The following is a 17,060-nucleotide window of genomic DNA, read 5'->3' as shown; positions in this document are numbered from 1 at the left end:
GAGCTCCCGCCGCACCGCCGTGGGACGCACGTCCGGTCTTGTCGACCGAGGTCGTGGTCATCTTGCGATCACTCCAGTCAGCTGGTCGCCGCGGCCGCGTCGATCTGCGCCTGCTCCAGGGCCTCGGCCGGTGTGGCCGAACCGGACAGCGCGTTCTGCACCGCGGTCCACAGCGCCTCGGAGATCTTCGGGTAGTCGGTGCCGAGGTTGTCGCTGGTGCGGCCCTTGGCTTCTCGGACGGCCTCGACCCACGGTTCGAGCTCGGGCCGGGCCTCCAGGAGAGCGGCCTGGCCGTCGGCGGTCGGCGGAATGTAGTAGGCGAAGGTCGTCGCCGTCTCGACGAAGCCCTCGGGCGTGGTCATGCACTCCACGATCTGGCGGGTGACGTCGTAGCGCTCCGGCTCGGATTGGACGGGGGCGATGATGAACTCGCCGCCCGTGGGCGCCGGCGCGGCGCCGCCGTCCATGGCCGGGATCTGGATGACGCCGGTCGCGAAGCCGGCCTCGGCGGCGCTGTTGACCTGCCAGGTGCCGTTGACGGCGAAGCCGAACTCGCCGGTGAGGAATTCCTCCCAGGTGGTGTTCTGGGAGTTGGTGAGCACCGAATTGGGGGCGTATCCGGACTCCAGCCAGCCGGTCCACAGCTCGAGCGCGGCGACGGCCTCGGGCGAGTCGAGCTCGCGCAGGTCGGCCCCGGCGCCCCAGAACCACGGGAGGAACTGGAAGGAGCCTTCCTCGGTGCCGATGCCGGCGAAGGTGATGCCCTTGCCGCCGTTATCGGTAACTTGGCCGAGAGCGGCCGTCAGCGAGTCCCAGTCGGTGACCGAGGCGGGGTCCACTCCGGCGGCCTCGAGGATCTCGGCGTTGTAGTAGATCGCCAGCGTGTTGGCCCCGATCGGAATGCCGTAGGTCTTGTCGTCCAGGACCCCGGGGGCCAGGAGGTTCTCGTCGACGCCGGTCACGTCGAGCCCGAGCTCGTCCATCGTGGTCAGCATGTCCGTCTCGGCGAGTGTGGACACCGCCGGGTTGTCGAGCAGGATGATGTCGGGGCTGGTGCCCTCCTGGGCTGCCAGCAGCGCCTGGTTGGTCAGCGCCGTGGTGTCCGAGGCGGTGCGCTCGATCGTCACGCCGGCCTCCTCACCGCAGGCGTCGACGCGCTCGGCCCACTCGGAGTCGGCGGCGTGCTGCGGGTACGGGTCCCACCAGGTGTAGGTGTCGCCGCTCGCCGCGTCGTCGTCCGACGAGCACGCGGCGGCCAGCGCGAGCGAGGCCGCGGCGAGGCCCGCGGCGGCGGGCCGCGCGAGCGAGGTGAACCTGTGGTGCTTCATTGCTTGTTCCTCCTTGAACAGGGGTCCCGGCCGACGGCGTCGACGGTCGGGTCGTAGGCGTCGTCAGTGACGACTTCGTGGCGGGGCGGCGGTGCTGCCCCGATCCACCAGTTCGGGTGAGACGAACCGCACGACGTGCGGCGCGCCTTCGGATTCGCGCTGCTCGATGCGGCGCACGAGCTGGCGCACGGCCATGCGCCCGAGCCGGTCGGGCGCGCTCTCGATCGCGGAGTACGGCAGCGAGAAGGTGCGGGCGAACTCGTCGGAGTAGCGGCCGACGACCGAGAGCTCACCGGGCGCGGACAGGTGGCGCTCGTGCAGCACCGTCGGGAGGGCCGCCGCGGCGGCCTCGTTGTTGAGCAGCAGCCCCGTGGCGTCCGGGTGGGAGTCGAGCAGGGCGTGCAGCCGGCGTCCGATCTCGGGTTGAGCGGAGGGGCCGTGGGCGGCGTGGAGGGTGATGCCGCAGGCGTCGGCGGTCTCGCGCGCCGCGTTCTGGAGGCGCCAGACGTAGGCGCCGCCGCGTTCGATGACGTGCTCGGGCTGCGAGACGAGGATGAGTTCGCGGTGCCCGAGCGCGTGCAGGTGCTCGACCATGAGCCGGCCCGACTCCTCGAAGTCGAGGTCGAAGACGTCGACGCCGGTGCAGTCGCCCGGGAGTCCGACGAGGGCGCCGGGCTGGCGAGCGGCGCGCAGGACGGGCAGTCGGTCGTCGTCCTCGGCGACGTTGAGCAGCACGATGCCGTCGACCATGCGCGAGTCGGTGATGCGTTTGAGGGCGCTGGGTCCGTCCGGGTCCGAGCTGAGCAGGACGTCGTAGCCGAGGTCCCGCGCGGTGTTCGTGACGCCCTGGATGTACTGGAGCATGGCCGGGGCGAACTCGTCGGGCAGGAATTGCGCGAGCAGGCCGATCACCCTGGTCTGCGAGGTGGCCAGCGCTCGTGCTCCGGCGTTGGGCGTGTAGCCGAGTTCCCTCGCCGCCCGTTCGACCCGTTCGCGCACGGCGTCGGAGATGGCGCGCTTGCCGCTGAGGGCGTAGGAGGCGGTGGACCGTGCCACGCCCGCCACGCGGGCGACGTCCCCGATGGTGACCATGCACACTCCTCCTCGGCTGAATTTGTCGAACCGGTTCGAAACCTAACACACCGCGAATGGCGACGCAACTTCGCTATCCAGGTCCTCTAGCAGGCGATCGGCTTCCAAACATTGACATGCTTGCATTGAACGGCGTTCGAAACTAGTGTCAGCAGCCAATCAGAACGTCGAACCGGTTCAACACCGGAATGAGGAGATCACATGCGACTCACTGCTAGACGGGCGTGCTCGCGCCTCGCCGCCCTGGGCTTGGCGCTCGGCATCGCCGTGGTGGGGCCCCCCGCCCCCGCCGATGCCGCCGGCCTGACCCTCACCGTCGACGTCGGCCAGGTCGTCCGGCCGGCGACGCAGGTCGCCTCCGGCGGCCTGTACGGCGTCGCCTCCGATTCCCAGCCGACCACCGACATGCTGCTGCCGCTGAACCCGACCAGCTTCACTCAGCCCGCGCCGGGCACCACCCACCTCGGCAACGGCGCGACCGAGCCGTGCTGCGACTCGCTCGACGTCGCGGACAACCTCACGCGCGCCGGGGCCCAGCAGTTCATCCGCATGCCCGACATCTACCCGAGCTTCCCCTACCAGTGGCAGGGCTGGGCCGACTGGGAGCAGAAGGTCACCACGATGGTGAACGACCGGCTGGAGGCCACCGGCACCACCAATATCCACGGCTGGGAGCTGTGGAACGAGCCCGACTGGACCTGGGACACCCAGGCGGCCGGATCCTTCAACGAGGGATGGACGCGCACCTACCGCCTGGTGCGTTCACTCGACTCGGTCACCCCCATCGTCGGACCGAGCGACGCGGTCTACGACCACGACCGGATGCTCTCGTTCATGCGGCACGCCCGCGACACCGACACGCTGCCCGATGTAATCGTCTGGCACGAGCTCGACGACATGAACTGGGACGCGTTCGACGACCACGTAGCCGACTACCGGGCGATCGAGCGCTCACTGGGGATCTCGCCGCGCCCGATCGCGATCAACGAGTACAACAGCTACAACCAGATGGACATCCCGAGCGTCGCGCTGCACTGGATGAGCGTCTTCGAGCGGCACGGCGCACGCGAGGCGCACCGGGCCTACTGGTTCGAGGCCGGCACCTTCGACGGGCTGTTCACGCTCGACAACCGGCCGACCGCCTCGTACTGGCTCTACCGCTGGTACGGCGCCATGACCGGCAACATCGTGGAGACGACGCCGAACAGCTGGCTCGACGGCGTGGCGTCCTACGACTCCAGCCGGCAGATCGTCAACGTCGTCTTCGGCGGCGACTGGGGCGACAACACCGTCAACGTCACCGGGCTCGGTTCCTTCGGCTCCTCGGTCCGCGTGCAGGTCCTGTCGACTCCCGGTTCGGGCAGGCACACGCACGTGGCGGCGCCCACCGTCGTGTCCGACACGACGATGCCGGTGGCGAACGGGCAGATCTCGGTGCCGGTGAACGGCATGGACGCCGAGGGCGCGTACCAGCTGCTCGTCACCCCGGCGGGCGGGCCGACCACGTCCTGGCAGCAGGTCTACGAGGCCGAGAACGCCACGGTCGTCAACGCCCAGACCCGGTCCTCCGAAGGGGCGTCGAACGGCTACTACGTGGGCGGCATCGACGGGGACGCCGACATGCGGTCGGACTCCTTCGTGGACTTCACCGTGAACGTCCCGCAGGCACGCGCCTACTCGATGACGATCCGGTACGCCAACGGCACCGGGGCGACCTCGACGCACGGCCTGGCCTACAACGGCACCGCCTGGTCCACGGTCTCCTATCCCCCGACCTCGGGATGGGGGCAGTTCGCCACCACCACCGTGACGGTGAACCTCGAGGCGGGCTACAACGTTATCCGACTGGCCAAGGGCTCGCCGTACTTCGACGGCGGCACCGGTTACGCCGAACTCGACAGCATCACCTTGAACTGACCGTCCCGACCGCCCCGGCCGCGGTGCGGCCGGGGCGGCCGACCGTTCCCGTCCGAACTCCGGCCCTTTTTCGCAACCTTTGGTTGCATGAAGGCCCCATGAGTGCTACCGTCATATGCAACCAATGGTTGCTATATCGAGGAGGACTCATGGAGTACGTGAGCATCGAGCGCGAGATCCACGTCGAGGCGACGCCCGAAGTGGTGTTCGCGGTGGTCAGCCGGCCCGAGCACATCAAGCAGTGGTGGCAGGCCGAGACCGCCATCGAGCCGACGGCCGGTTCCGAGAGCGAGCTGGTGTGGGGCGGTGAGGGCGACCCCGACGCCAAGGGCGTCCCCATCACCGTCGTCGCCGCCGAACCGCCCAAGCGGTTCATCTTCCGCTGGACGCATCCCCGAGGGGAGGCCGCGGCCGAGGGCAACTCCCTGCTGGTGACCTTCGAGCTCGTCCCCTCTGACGCGGGGACGCTGCTCAAGCTCACCGAGACCGGGTTCCGCGAGCGGGACTGGGATCTGGCGAAGCTGGAGCACGAGTACAGCGAGCACGTGAACGGCTGGGACCGGTTCGTGCCCGCCATCCGCGAGCACGCCGAACGGGTGGCATCGCGGCGATGAGCGAACCGATCGACGACGACCTCTGGTCGGCGATCGGGGATCCGACCAGGCGTCGCATGCTCGACCTATTGCTGGCGACCGGGACCGGGACCGCCACCTCGCTCAGCGAGCGCCTGCCGGTGACGCGGCAGGCCGTGGCCAAGCACCTCGGCGTACTGGATCGCGTCGGCCTGGTCGAGGCGACCACGGCCGGGCGCGAGAAGCGCTACCGCGTCGACGAGACCCGGCTCGAACTCGCCGTCGCTCAGCTCAACGACGTGGGCAGCACATGGGACGCGAGGCTGCGGCGCATCAAGCAGATCGCCGAAGCCATCGAGCAGAGCAAGTGAACGATCGTCGGCCGCGAGCGCGGCCGAGCGGACAGAAGGGGAACATCATGGTGGCCATCCTGCACCGAGTGGGGATCACGGCGCCGCGCGAAGCGGTCTTCGCGGCGCTGACCGAGATCGAGGGCCTGAAGGGCTGGTGGACCGAGGAGACCAGCGGTGACGCGCGGCTCGACGGCGTGGTGGCCTTCCGCTTCCCGCAGGGCGGCTTCGACATGAAGGTGCTCGAGGCCGAGAAGGGCGAGCGCGTGGTCTGGAACGTCGTGGACGGCCCCGAGGAATGGGTCGGCACCCGGGTCGACTGGGAACTGCGGACCGAGGGCGACTACACCATCGTCCTGTTCACCCACCAGGGGTGGGCCGAGCCGGTGGAGTTCATGCACCACTGCAGCACCAAGTGGGCGACGTACCTGATGAGCCTGAAATCGCTGCTGGAGACCGGCAAGGGCGCGCCGTCGCCGAACGACGTCCGCGTCGACGACTGGGACTGACGAGCGGGCTCGGCCCCGGCGGCACGAAGGTGCCGCCGGGGGGTGCAGGCGGAAGGGGATGGTATGTCTGGCACACGGTGCCGAGACTATGACGGTTTCGACCCGAGCCCGGCGAGCAGTGCCGCGACCGTCTCGGCGACGCCGTCGGCTCGGTGGTGACCGCACCGGGCGGTCGCGGCCGCGACCGCCTCGGGATGGGCGTTGGCCACGGCGTACGACCGGCCCGCCCAGGCGAGCATCGGCACGTCGTTGGGGGCGTCGCCGAACGCGATGACGTCGGCGGCGCCGATATCGCGGGCGGCGCACCAGGATTCGAGCGTCGCGGCCTTCGAGACCCCGGCGGCGCTGATCTCCACCAGGCCCGAGCCGCCCGAATGCGACAGCTCCACTCCGGAGAGTCCGGCCGCCCTGGCGACCGCGAGGAGCTCGTCCGCGTGGCCCTGCGCGTCGTGGACCAGCAGCTTCACGATCTGGCTCGCGGCGGCGAGGACCTCGCCGAGCGTGCCGGCGAAGACCCGGCGGTCGCCGACGGCATCGGTCCTGGCGTAGCCGGGCTCGGCGACGACCTCCAGACCGGTCTCGACGGCGAAGCGCAGACTCGGCCGAACCGCTCGCAGGGTCTTCGCGACCGCGGCGGCCGTCTCGGGCGCGAGGGTGCGGGTAGCGATGACGTCGCGCGCGGCGGGGTCGTACACGATCGCGCCGTTCGAGCAGATCGCCGCGTCGAGTGCCGCCGACAGCGACGCCCACTCGTCGAACACCCTCGGCGGCCTGGCCGTCACGGCCACCACCGCGACGCCCAGCTCGCGCGCGGCGTGCAGGACACGCCGGGTCCGCTCGGTGAGCGCCCCGTGCTCATCGAGCAAGGTGCCGTCCAGGTCGCTCGCGATGACCTTCACCGCATCGGCGGCATCGGGCCGGGCCTCGGAGCGCGAAGACCGCTGCCCGCCCATGCCATGACCGCTCCCACCGGTGCCGGCGCCAGGCAAGCCAGCGCCGCTCCGGCCCCTCCGGACTGCTGAGGCGGCTGATCGGGATCATGAGGACCGGGTGGGCTCATGGCGCTCCTTTGAGGATGGCCGGACGAGGACCGGCCTGTTGGCGGTCAACTGTAAGGAGGCCGTGCAAGCTCGCGCTCGGTGCGGAGCGGGCGTCAGGCGCCCAGCGGGTCCGCTTCGTTCACCTGGTGCGCTTCCAGCAGGGCTTCGACGATCTGTGCGACGCCGTCCTCGTCGTTGGCGCCGGTCCGGCGATCGGCCGCTTCCAAGGCGTCGGCCTGTGCGCCGGCCATCGCGTAGGAGGTCCCGGCCCAGGCGAGCATCGGGACGTCGTTGGGCATGTCGCCGAAGGCGATCACCGACTCCGCCGAGATTCCTCGCTCGGCGCACCAGGCGGCCAGCGCGTCGCCCTTGTTCGCCCCCACGGCGTTGTACTCCAGGACCGGGTAGCTCCCCCAGTGCCAGCGGACCAGTCCGGGGACGTCGATCCGCTCGGTGAGCTCGAGCATGCGTGCCGCCCCGGCCGCCCGGTCGACCAGCCGGTACTCGACGATGTCGGCACAGCGTTCCAGCGCCTCGTCGAGCGATGCCACGCGGTACCAGGGGTCGTCGTAGTGCGGCGATCGCGGGATCTGGCCCGGCTGGGCGAACACCTCGTGGCCGGTCTCGATCGCGAAGACCGCCTCGGGAAGGACGCTCATCAGTCGCCGGTGCAGCTCGCGGACGGTGTCGGCGGGTATGGTGCGGCGCAGTTCCACGGTGCCGTCGGCCGGATGGTAGGTCTCCGCGCCGTTGTTGCAGATGGCGGCGTCGATGACGGAGACCAGACCCGGGATGGCCGCGACGCCCCGCGGCGTCCGGGCGGTCACGGCCACGACCCGGAGGCCGCGCGTCCGCGCGGCGAGCAGTGCCTTCCGGTTTCGTTCGGACAACTGGCGCCGCCCGTTGAGGAGTGTGCCGTCGAGGTCGGTGGCGATCACTTCGAGCTCCTGCATGACCCCAGTGTCCGGCCGTCGGCCGAGGGGCGCAATGGGTTTAGGCCGTAGCGGATCATGAATCGAGAAGCGCCGGACGCCGCGCCGCGCATAGCGTTCTCGCCATGGACATCACCATTCACGCGAGCTTCCTGCCGCACAGCGATCCGGACGCCTCACTGGCCTTCTACCGCGACACGCTCGGCTTCGAGGTCCGAGCCGACGTCGGTGGCGACGGGCTGCGCTGGATCACGGTCGGTCCGGTCGGACAGCCCGAGACGTCCGTCGTCCTGGAGCCGCCGGTGGCCGATCCGGGCGTCACCGACCACGAGCGCCGCATGGTCGTCGAGATGATGGCCAAAGGCACCTACGCCGGCGTCCTGCTGGCCACCGACGATCTCGAAGGGCTGTTCGGGCGCCTAGAGGCCATGGGCGCCGAGATCGTCCAGGAGCCCACCGAACAGGACTACGGCGTCCGCGACTGCGCCGTCCGCGATCCCGCGGGCAATCTGCTCCGCATCCGGCAGCGCCGCTGAACGCCCGCCGGCTCCGGTCAGGATTCGAGAAGCGCCGGACTCCCAACCGCGATTAGCGTGGCCGACAGATCACCACTTCCGCATCTCAGGAGGCAGACATGACGTTCTCACTCGACGTGGCGACACTCGGAGTGCCGGACGCGCGGGCCGCACACGCGTTCTATTCTTCCGCGTTCTCCCCCGCCGTCACCGACCACGGCCAGTTCGTGGACCTCGACATGCACGGGACCGGACATGTCGGCCTGTACGGGAGCGAGCCGCTCGCGGCGGAGGCGGGCGCCGAACCCGCGACTTCGGGATTCCGCGGCTACATGATGTCATCGATCGTCGAGCAGCCGAGCGAGGTCGAAGCCCTCCTGGACGCCGCGGTCGCGAACGGGGCAACGGTCCTCAAGCCCGCGAAGAAGGGCTTCTTCGGCGGCTTCTCCGCGGTCTACCGGGCGCCGGACGGCGCCATCTGGAAGCTGGCCTCGCCCAACAAGAAGGACAGCGGCCCGGCGGGGGATCCGCCCGTGCCGACCGAGACCGCGGTCTTCCTCGGCGTCGCCGACGCGAAGGCGTCCAAGGGCTTCTACGAGGCCCTGGGCATGAAGACGGACCGGGACTACGGCAGCAAGTTCGTCGACTTCGCCCTGGAACCGGGGGCGTGCAGACTGGGCCTGCTGCCGCGCGATCTCCTCGCGAAGGACGCGGGCGTCGGCGAGGACGGCGACGGCTTCCGCGCGGTGGTCCTCCACCGCAGGGCCGGCTCGCCCGAGGAGGTCGACGCCCTCATGGCGGCGGCGGTCGCCGCCGGCGCCCGCACCGCCGTCCCGGCGGCGGGGACCGACTGGGGCGGCTACTCCGGGCACTTCGCCGACCCGGACGGCTTCCTGTGGAAGGTGGCCTCCGCGTGAGGAGCGGGACCCCTCGGCCGGATCGCTCCGGCTGAGGGGTCCCGCTCGCCGTCCGGTGTTAGGCTGGCGGCGTCGCGCATCGGATTCGACTCGGCCCCAAGGGCCACTGTGGACGCCATATGAAGCTTGATCGGCAAGAGGCACTCGCGGAGTGCTCACTGCTCCTGCTCGACTTCGACGGGCCGCTGTGTGCGCTCTTCTCCGGATACCCGTCCGGGGCCATCGCCGCCAAGATGATCGAGATCGTGCGGGGGATCGATCCGAGACTCGCCAACGAGATGGCCGGCGAGACCAGCCCGATGGCGGTCCTGCTCACCGTCGCCGAGAACCTGCCGAAGAAGACGGTCGACCGGATGGACGAGTTCCTGTGCGCCGAGGAGATGCGCGCGGTCGACTCGGCGGCGGCGACCCCTGGCGTCGCGGAGCTCATGGAGGCCTCGCGCCGCGAGGGCCGGACGATCGGCATCGTCAGCAACAACTGCCCGCGGGCCATCGCCAAGTACCTGAACCGGGAGGGGCTCGACGCCCACGTCTCGATAGTCGTCGGCAGGCCGTACGGGCGGCCGAGGCGGATGAAGCCCGACCCGTATCTGATCCGCCAGGCCCTCGGATACGCGGGCGTCGACGCGGCCCGGGCCTGCTTCATCGGCGACTCCGTGACCGATATCGAGGCCGGGAACGCCGTCGGCGTGGCGACCATCGGTTTCGCCAACGAGACCGGCAAGGGCGAGCGTCTGCGCAAGGCCGGTGCGGGCCTGGTCGTGACCGAGTTCTAGGGCCTCTGCCATGCACGGTCCTCTGGCTCTGTCAGCGGGGAACGTGCACTTCCCACCCGGCGCGGTCGGTGTCGCCCGCCCAATCTTTGGCGTGCTTCGGGGCAGGGTCCTCGTCTCAGTCCTGCATGGTCCGGTCGAATTCAGCCTGGCTCTCCGCAAAAGAGCCAAAGTACTTCAGGCACTGCTCCGAAAGCAGTGCCGAGGCGGCATGGTGGTCATATTGAAGAACCGGTAGGACTCCTCGACCGCGAAGGCGACCACTGCCTCGGGGGGCCTCCGAGGTGGAGGTGGAGCTCCCGCCCTCGGCGGGCTCGCTGCCGTCCCCGCATCCGGGCAGTCGGCTCACACCCACCAGGATGGCAGCAACGCCTGCGGGCGCTGCCGGGTCGGTCGTGGAAACCTTGCGCTCCAGGATGTTCCTTCCAAGAGGGAACGCGAGGGAGTAGACAGTTTCTGGCCCCTGGTGTGTCCGCTGCTGTCGTCATCGGCGTCAAAACGGCCTACGACCGTCGAGGTGCCGGTTGCACTTCACGAATTCTGAGTCCGTGCGCACCGATCACCGTCCTCGATCTCTTGGCCGGTGAGGATCCGTTTCATGGCGGTCGCTTGCTCGCTCGGATCGGGGAACATGCCGTGGGCGGCGAGTATCCGGTGGTGACCGTTGGGGAACGCCCGCGCGATGCCGACTCCTACTTCGGTCATCCAATCAGGGGCGGTCTCGGTGCCCAACACCAGCGTCGGAACCGTGACGGTGGCGGCCTCGGCGGCGAAGGCCGCCCGGCCGTTGCGCGCGTCGTCCAGTACCTGGTAGTCGTAGCCGATCGTGTGGGCCATCGCGACCAGTTCAGGGTCGCCGCTCATGGGTTTGATGATTTCAGGGGGCAGTCCCAGGCTGGCGAGGAACAGTTCAAGGCTGTCGGCCCGGCGGTCGGCGGTCAGCAACTCCTGGTGCGCCGCCGCCTCCTCGGCCGCCCGGTCTCGTGCGGCGTCGTCGGGGGCGAAAGCCGGGTCGTGCAGGACAAGCCCCGTCACTGGCAGCCCGCGCGCCGCCGCGTACAGCGCCAGCCCTGCTCCCGCGGAGTGTCCATATAGCGCCGCGTTTCCGCCGACCATGTCGATGAGGGCGGTCAGATCCTCGACCTCCCGGTTCACGGCGTATGGGGCGGTGTCACCGCTTGCGCCTCGCCCGCGGCGGTCGAAGGTGACGACAGTCAGGTCTCCGGCGAGTCGCCGCACGAGTTCTTCGTTGATCACGGGGCTGCGGAGTGCGCCGCCGACCAGGATCAGTGCGGGCCCGCTACCGCGGCACTGGTAGGCGATCGAGGTGCCATCGCGCGAGGTCGTCGTCCTGTACTCGGTCATGTCGCTCTCCTTAAAACTAGTACTAGGCGGTATAGTACCATTACTTAGTACTAAACTGTCCAGTGCTACTGAGCAACCCGAAGGAGCATGGTGGTCGACTTCCAGGAGCTACCGGCACGCTCGGCGCGCAAGCGCCAAGCCATCTTGCAGGCCGCTCGCGCGATCCTGCTTCGCAAGGGCTACGACGGCACCAGCATGGACGAGATCGCCGCCCAGGCCGAAGTGTCCAAGCAGACCATTTACAAACACTTCGCCAACAAGGAACGGCTCTTCACCGTGATCATCACCGAGGCCATCGAGCTGGCCGAGGCCTCCTCCCACAGCGCGTTGACGGCGCTTGCCGACAGCGAAGACGTCGCGACCGATCTGCGCCACTTCGCCCGAGACCACCTGAGGGTCCTCATGGACCCGCAACTGGTTCGTATGCGACGCATCATCATCGGCGAGGCCGAACGCTTCCCGGCGCTGGCGCGTTCCTGGTATGACAAGGCGCCACAACGGGCCGCCGCATTGCTCGGGGAGCAATTCCAGCGCCTTGATGCACGCGGTCTGCTGCGTGTGGACGATCCGTCGTTGGCGGCGCACCATTTCAACTGGCTGGTCCTGTCGATCCCGTTGAACAAGGCCATGTTCTACGGAGATGAGACCGGATTCGGCGACGAGGAACTGAACCGCTTCGCCGACGAGGGCGTCCGAGTCTTCCTCGCACGGTACGGAGTAACCCAGACTTGACCTCGATCAGGCGCGTTTGTAGGTCGCGTTTAAGAATGCGGTGTCCGGTCGAGGAGGATGGCGACCTGGATGGTGGCCTCGTAGCGGACGGCGAGTTTGTCGAACCTGGTCGAGACGGCGCGGTAGCGCTTGAGGCGCCCGATGGTCCGCTCGACGGTATTGCACTCCTTGTAGGCCTCGGTGCCGAATGCCGGGGGCCGTCCGCCGACGGCACTTGCAAGGAAGCCTCCTGTTATTTGGACCTTGTTGCGACACAACAGGTTCAACAGGAGGCTTCCTCATTCTTAAACGCGACCTAGTCGAGCAGGCCGAGCCGCGAGATCGCGTCCATGGCGAGCAGGATTCCGACGATCGCCACCACCCATGAAACGGTCTCGGCCGCGTGCTCGGTCATCCAGGTGTTGATCCGGTTCAACAGGGGCTCGACCGCGCGGCGCGCGATGAGACGCCCGCTCAGCAGGACCAGGGCCGGCAGCACCATCACCAGGCAGTATCCGGCCATGGTGAGCGTGATCTCGGCGGTGCCGAGCCCGGCGGCGGTCATGATCCCGATCGCGGCCAGGTAGGGCAGCATCGTCGCCACTTCGAGCGTGGCCGCCGTCAGCGCCAGTCCGGCCAGCGACGCCGCGCCCGTACGCGTCCGGGTCGAACCCTCCGCCGCCGCCTCGGTTCCGAGCGCCCGCTCACGCCAGCGCGCCACCCGGCCGCCGCCCCGCTGTTCCCGCCGCTTCGGGTCCAACCGGAAGCTCAGGAGGAACAGCCCGACGCCGACGACGAGCTGCGTCCACAGCGCCGGCGACGTCTCCAGAAACGCGGTGATCTGCGACTGGAAGTTGGCGATGCCGAGCGCGATGAGCATGCCGACCGCGAAATAGAAGACGGCGATGGTGCCCAGGTAGATCAGCATTCGGCCCGCCCGCACCCGTCCCGGCGTCAGCAGCAGCCAGATCGGGATGAGCAGGGTGCCGAAGCTGGTCGAGTCGATCAGTGCGAGTACGGCCAGTGAGCCGGCGACGGCGAGGTCCATGTCGGCAGCCTATGCGGGTCGAGACCCCCGGCGCGTCGGTCGCAAGGATGACGGGCGAGCGGGCGCGTACACCCTTCGTCTGAGGGACGAACGGCGCAGGCCGTGCTGGGAGAGCGATCCGGGAGCGATGGGACTCGCCGCTGCGCTGGTGCGAGTGCCGCACGGCGACCACGTCCTGGAACAGGGCCGAGGCGTGCCGCTCGCCAGGGCTCGAGCCGATGGGCGGTGATCGGGCCGAGCGCGGTCACCGAGGTGTTTCGGCCGGTCAGACAAAAGTTGCAAGGTAGCTCAAAGTCGGTCGGGAGCGGTCCATAGACTCCCCCTATGCAGGAGCACACCCCCATCGCGTCGGCAGTCGGCGTCGAGCTCGGCACCTCGACGCTCACGGTGTCGATCCGGCGCGGCGACGAGCCGATCCAGATCCGGCGCTTCGACGGCGAAGCCGCGAGCCCGGCGGTCCTCGACCGGGTCCGCGCCGCCCGCGAGGAAGTCGTCGCAGGACCCGCGCCGGTCGCCTTCGCCGTACCCGCTTCGTGGGAGCGCACACGGCACCGAGACCTCGCGGAGGCGGCCGAACGGGCCGGGCTCGGCGAGGTCGACATCGTCGCCGCGCCCGAGGCCGCCGCGATCTTCCTCGACCGCGCGCTCGTGCGCGGGCTCGAACCGGACGCCGCGCTCGTCGTGTGCGACCTCGGCGCATCCTCCTGCGAGGTCGCCGTCGTGCGCCGAACCGGCGAGCACTACACCGTCGAAGCGTCGGTGGGCGCCGGCGAGGTCGGTGGGCTCGAATTCGACCAGCTGCTGCTCGCGTACCTGTCCGGGCGGTACCGGGACACCGATCCGGAGTTCTGGGACAAGGTCGACGACCCCGGCGGCCCGGACGAGGAGGCGCTGCGCTCGAAGCTGCTCGATGAGATCCGGCGGGCCCGCGAGGTGCTGTCCAAACGGGCACGCGCGGGCATTCCCCTACCGGTGGGCGACAGGGACCTGCATCTGACGCGCCAGGAGCTCGAATCGTGCATCGCCGAACTCGTCGCGCAGAGCGTCGACCTGGTGGCCACCGCGCTCGACGTGGCGGGCGTCGAGGCGGCCGGTCTCCTGCTGATCGGCGGGGCGAGCCAGACCCCGCTGTTGGCGGCGAAGCTGCGCGAGCGCACCGGCCTCGAACCCATCGTCCCGGACCGGCCGGAGGTGGCGCTCGCCGAGGGCGCGCGGCTCCTCGCGCTGTCCCGCACCGTCACCGCCGATCCCGAGGCGGGTCCTCGCCGCCGCTCGGGCCGGAGGCTCGCCGTCCTGGCGGCCGTGCTCGGGCCCTTGATCGCGGCCGCCGTGTTCTTCGGATCCGAGCTCGGCTCGGGCGACGGCCCGGACGTGGACGCCTCGGACTCGACGGACACGAGCGAGGGCGCGGACGCATCGGATACGCACTCGCCGTCCCAGGCGGCGGCCGGCTCCGGCGGCTCCGGCGGCCAGGAACCCGCGGGCGATCCGCAGACCCCCGTGGCCGACGACGGCCCGGCCGGTGACGCGACGCCGTCCCCCTCCACATCCTCCGGGGGCAACGCGGACGGCGGCACCGGCGGCGACGACCGCGAGGAGAGCGCCTCGGCCGGAACGGTCCCCCAGGTCACCGAGATGCCCGTGGGGGAGGCCGAGCAGGCCCTCAACGACGCCGGCTTCACCAATGTCGAACTCGAAGGCGAGCGCGAAGGGCTGTTCGGCCCCTGGTACGACCAGTGCGAGGTCATCGAGCAGGACCCGGCCGACGGCCAGCAGCACGACTTCACCGAGCCGGTCACGCTCACCTACTCCTACAGCGGCGACTCGGCCGAGTGCGAGCAGTAGGCGGCCAGGCCCGTCGTCCGGGCCGCGGACCCGCTCATGCGGGCCCGGGGGCCGGCGCGTCCGTGAACTCCCCGGGACGAGCGCCCCGGCGGTTCGGCGGTTCGATCTCGGCGGCGTCGACGTAGGCCCGCGCGAGGACCCGGCCCTCGGCGTCCTCGAGCCACAGCAGCAGGCGGCCGGGGCCGGCGGCGGGCGGCACCGTCAGCCGGACGGCGGGCGAGAGCCGGAACGGCTCGGCCTTCACCGGCGCGGCGCTCGCGTCCGGCCGCGCGATCGGCCGGTCGGGCGGCGTGCCGGCGGGGGCCCAAGCGGCGTGCACGGTGCCCGAGACGGCGGCCGCGCCGTGGTGCGAGACGTGCACGTCGAGCGCGAACGGCTCGCTCGGCGGCTCGATGTCGGCGCCCGCGGCGGCCGGCACGAGGTCGAGCACGAGCACGGTGTCGGCGTTCACGTCCGAGGGGATGCACCCGCCCCAGTCCTTGGGGCGCCGGTGGGCGTCGAGCAGGCCCGCGGCCTCGTGCTCCACGTCGGCGAACTCGGTGTACACGTATCCGGCGAAGCGGTCGTGACGCCGCAGTTCCTGTGTCTCCCAGCGCAGATGCCAGGCGCGCTCCAGGCTGGTGAACCCTTCGCCGTACTCGCTGTTGACGATCGGCAGACCGCGACGCGGAACATCGGCCGAGCCGTACAGGGACTTGTCGACGATGAAGTCGGGGCCCAGTCGCACCGGGAAGTCGTGCCGCTCGCCCGCGGCCATGCGGGCGACGGCGTCCTTCCAGACGGCGAGGTCGCGCTCGTAGTAGTGCCAGTCCACGAGGTCGGTGCGGACGTGGGACCAGCCCGAGTTCTCCACGATCGGCCGGGTGCCGTCGAGTTCGCGCAGCCGGTCGTAGGCGCGCGCGGCCGCCGCGGCGCGCGCCGGGCTTCCGGGGATGTCCCAGTCGAGGCCCCACTCCTCGTTGTAGAGGCCCCAGACGACGATGCTCGGGTGGTTGCCGTCGCGCTCGACCATCGCGGGCAGCTGCGCCTCGAACGCGTCGGCCGCCTCGGGTGAGAACCGGCTCGGGCAGGCCGGTTCGGCCCACACGAGCATGCCGGTGCGGTCGGCCTCGTGCAGCCACAGCGGCTCCTCGAACTTGAGGTGCTTGCGCACGAGGTTGTAGCCGAGGCCGCGGGCCAGGTGGAGATCACGCAGGAGCGAGTCGGCGTCGGGCGCGGTGAGCCCGGTGTCGGGCCAGTAGCCCTGGTCGAGCACGCCGCGCATGTAGACGCGCTGGCCGTTGAGGTGGAGCTCCTCGCCGCGGGCTTCGAAACGGCGCAGGCCCGTGGTGGCGACGACGCGGTCGTCGCCGGTGCGGACCTCGACGCGGTACAGGTGCGGGTCCTCGGGGGACCAGGTGCGCGGCTCGGCGAGTTCGATGCGCCCGGTGGCTCGGCCCGATGCGTCGGCCGTGAGCGCGATCGTCTCACCGGTGTCGAGGACGGTCGCCTCGACCTGGGCCCCGGAGGGGGCCTCGCCCGCGAGTTCGGCGGTCACGTCGACGCCGGTGAGGCTGTCGCCGCGGAGGGCGATCGAGCGCGCGTAGGTGCGCCCGCGGGCTTCGAGCCACACGGTCTGCCAGATGCCCGAGGTGGGGGTGAAGGAGACGCCGTCGTAGTCGTCGCGCGGGATGGACCGCTGCTTGCCGTGCGGGATGGCGCGCTTGTCCGCCGGCGCGGTGACCGCGACCTCGAGTTCGGCGCTCACGCCGGGGGCGAGCGCTTCGGTCACGTCGAGCTCGAAGGACTCGTACCCGCCGGTGTGCTCGCCCACGACCGCGCCGTCGACGCGGACCACCGCGTGGTGGTGCACGGCCCCGAAGGAGAGCACGACACGCGACCCGGTCCATTCGGCGGGCGCGGTCACGGCCCGGCGGTAGGTCCCCCGCTCCAGCCAGGGGCGGTGGACGCCGGACGCCTCGCTCTCCCACGCGAACGGCACCGTGATGGGGCCGTCGTAGCCGTCGGCCGCGAAGTCCCAGCGGCCGTTGAGGTTCAGCCAGCGCTCGGAGCGGTCGCGGTCCGGTCGCGGGTATTCGGGGCGGGGAACCGGGGTCGCGTCGACCTCCACGTAGGTCGTCGCGGTCTCGGATCGGATCAGTGTCAT

At 70.3% G+C, this 17,060-nt stretch carries 17 protein-coding genes; 9 read left to right on the top strand and 8 right to left on the bottom strand.

What is annotated here, in order from left to right:
* Positions 1-77: 77 nt before the first annotated feature.
* Together ACYVK3_RS12515 and ACYVK3_RS12510 are read right to left on the bottom strand one after the other, a co-directional pair.
* The gene (locus tag ACYVK3_RS12515) at positions 78-1,328 is read right to left on the bottom strand and encodes a sugar ABC transporter substrate-binding protein (protein WP_460497655.1); all 1,251 of its coding nucleotides are present in this window, start codon (positions 1,326-1,328) and stop codon (positions 78-80) included.
* A gap of 63 nt (positions 1,329-1,391) precedes the next feature.
* Entirely contained in the window at positions 1,392-2,420 is a 1,029-nt protein-coding gene (locus tag ACYVK3_RS12510; RefSeq protein WP_460497654.1) for a LacI family DNA-binding transcriptional regulator, read from the bottom strand.
* Positions 2,421-2,621: 201 nt separating this feature from the next.
* On the opposite strand from ACYVK3_RS12510, the gene ACYVK3_RS12505 reads away from it, so the two are divergent.
* The 4 genes from ACYVK3_RS12505 to ACYVK3_RS12490 all read left to right on the top strand — a co-directional run bounded on the left by ACYVK3_RS12505 (position 2,622) and on the right by ACYVK3_RS12490 (position 5,768).
* Positions 2,622-4,337 carry a CBM35 domain-containing protein gene (locus ACYVK3_RS12505; protein WP_460497653.1) on the top strand — a complete coding sequence of 572 codons (1,716 nt, stop codon included), beginning with the start codon at positions 2,622-2,624 and terminating at the stop codon, positions 4,335-4,337.
* 149 nt (positions 4,338-4,486) lie between these two features.
* Positions 4,487-4,951, top strand: coding sequence for an SRPBCC family protein (locus tag ACYVK3_RS12500; protein ID WP_460497652.1), 465 nt, complete (start codon positions 4,487-4,489; stop codon positions 4,949-4,951).
* Positions 4,948-5,280, top strand: coding sequence for an ArsR/SmtB family transcription factor (locus ACYVK3_RS12495; RefSeq protein ID WP_460497651.1), 333 nt, complete (start codon positions 4,948-4,950; stop codon positions 5,278-5,280). Before ACYVK3_RS12500 ends, ACYVK3_RS12495 begins: the two co-directional genes overlap by 4 nt.
* Before the next feature lie 47 nt (positions 5,281-5,327).
* Positions 5,328-5,768, top strand: coding sequence for an SRPBCC family protein (locus tag ACYVK3_RS12490; RefSeq protein WP_460497650.1), 441 nt, complete (start codon positions 5,328-5,330; stop codon positions 5,766-5,768).
* An 86-nt stretch (positions 5,769-5,854) separates the two neighbouring features.
* Here the strand turns inward: ACYVK3_RS12490 and ACYVK3_RS12485 are convergent, their stop codons facing one another.
* Both ACYVK3_RS12485 and ACYVK3_RS12480 read right to left on the bottom strand, forming a co-directional pair.
* Positions 5,855-6,721: an HAD family hydrolase gene (locus tag ACYVK3_RS12485; protein ID WP_460497649.1), complete on the bottom strand. Its 867-nt coding sequence runs from the start codon at positions 6,719-6,721 to the stop codon at positions 5,855-5,857.
* A 200-nt stretch (positions 6,722-6,921) separates the two neighbouring features.
* Entirely contained in the window at positions 6,922-7,761 is an 840-nt protein-coding gene (locus tag ACYVK3_RS12480; protein ID WP_460497648.1) for an HAD family hydrolase, read from the bottom strand.
* Between the two features lie 104 nt (positions 7,762-7,865).
* On the opposite strand from ACYVK3_RS12480, the gene ACYVK3_RS12475 reads away from it, so the two are divergent.
* The 3 genes from ACYVK3_RS12475 (at position 7,866) to ACYVK3_RS12465 (ending at position 9,948) form a co-directional block, all read left to right on the top strand.
* The gene (locus tag ACYVK3_RS12475; RefSeq protein WP_460497647.1) at positions 7,866-8,276 is read left to right on the top strand and encodes a VOC family protein; all 411 of its coding nucleotides are present in this window, start codon (positions 7,866-7,868) and stop codon (positions 8,274-8,276) included.
* Between the two features lie 98 nt (positions 8,277-8,374).
* Positions 8,375-9,172 carry a VOC family protein gene (locus tag ACYVK3_RS12470; RefSeq protein WP_460497646.1) on the top strand — a complete coding sequence of 266 codons (798 nt, stop codon included), beginning with the start codon at positions 8,375-8,377 and terminating at the stop codon, positions 9,170-9,172.
* Between the two features lie 119 nt (positions 9,173-9,291).
* The gene (locus ACYVK3_RS12465) at positions 9,292-9,948 is read left to right on the top strand and encodes an HAD family hydrolase (RefSeq protein ID WP_460497645.1); all 657 of its coding nucleotides are present in this window, start codon (positions 9,292-9,294) and stop codon (positions 9,946-9,948) included.
* Positions 9,949-10,476: 528 nt separating this feature from the next.
* Here the strand turns inward: ACYVK3_RS12465 and ACYVK3_RS12460 are convergent.
* Positions 10,477-11,310, bottom strand: coding sequence for an alpha/beta hydrolase (locus ACYVK3_RS12460; protein WP_460497644.1), 834 nt, complete (start codon positions 11,308-11,310; stop codon positions 10,477-10,479).
* An 87-nt stretch (positions 11,311-11,397) separates the two neighbouring features.
* On the opposite strand from ACYVK3_RS12460, the gene ACYVK3_RS12455 reads away from it, so the two are divergent.
* Entirely contained in the window at positions 11,398-12,042 is a 645-nt protein-coding gene (locus tag ACYVK3_RS12455) for a TetR/AcrR family transcriptional regulator (protein WP_460497643.1), read from the top strand.
* A gap of 29 nt (positions 12,043-12,071) precedes the next feature.
* On the opposite strand, the gene ACYVK3_RS12450 is transcribed toward ACYVK3_RS12455, so the two are convergent.
* Both ACYVK3_RS12450 and ACYVK3_RS12445 read right to left on the bottom strand, forming a co-directional pair.
* Positions 12,072-12,308: a hypothetical protein gene (locus ACYVK3_RS12450; protein ID WP_460497642.1), complete on the bottom strand. Its 237-nt coding sequence runs from the start codon at positions 12,306-12,308 to the stop codon at positions 12,072-12,074.
* A 29-nt stretch (positions 12,309-12,337) separates the two neighbouring features.
* A complete protein-coding gene (locus ACYVK3_RS12445) occupies positions 12,338-13,069 on the bottom strand; it encodes a sulfite exporter TauE/SafE family protein (RefSeq protein ID WP_460497641.1) in 732 nt (243 codons plus the stop codon).
* A gap of 324 nt (positions 13,070-13,393) precedes the next feature.
* Here ACYVK3_RS12445 and ACYVK3_RS12440 point away from each other — a divergent pair, with 324 nt between their 5' ends.
* Positions 13,394-14,914 (top strand): Hsp70 family protein, encoded by a 1,521-nt coding sequence (locus ACYVK3_RS12440; protein WP_460497640.1) that lies wholly within the window; start codon positions 13,394-13,396, stop codon positions 14,912-14,914.
* 34 nt (positions 14,915-14,948) lie between these two features.
* Here ACYVK3_RS12440 and ACYVK3_RS12435 read toward each other — a convergent pair whose 3' ends face one another.
* Positions 14,949-17,060, bottom strand: coding sequence for a glycoside hydrolase family 2 protein (locus tag ACYVK3_RS12435; protein WP_460497639.1), 2,112 nt, complete (start codon positions 17,058-17,060; stop codon positions 14,949-14,951).

The sequence above is a fragment of the Glycomyces tarimensis genome, from assembly GCF_054776215.1.
Note: the sequence above shows the minus strand (reverse complement) of the source record. Positions and strands in the feature narration are given on the sequence as shown.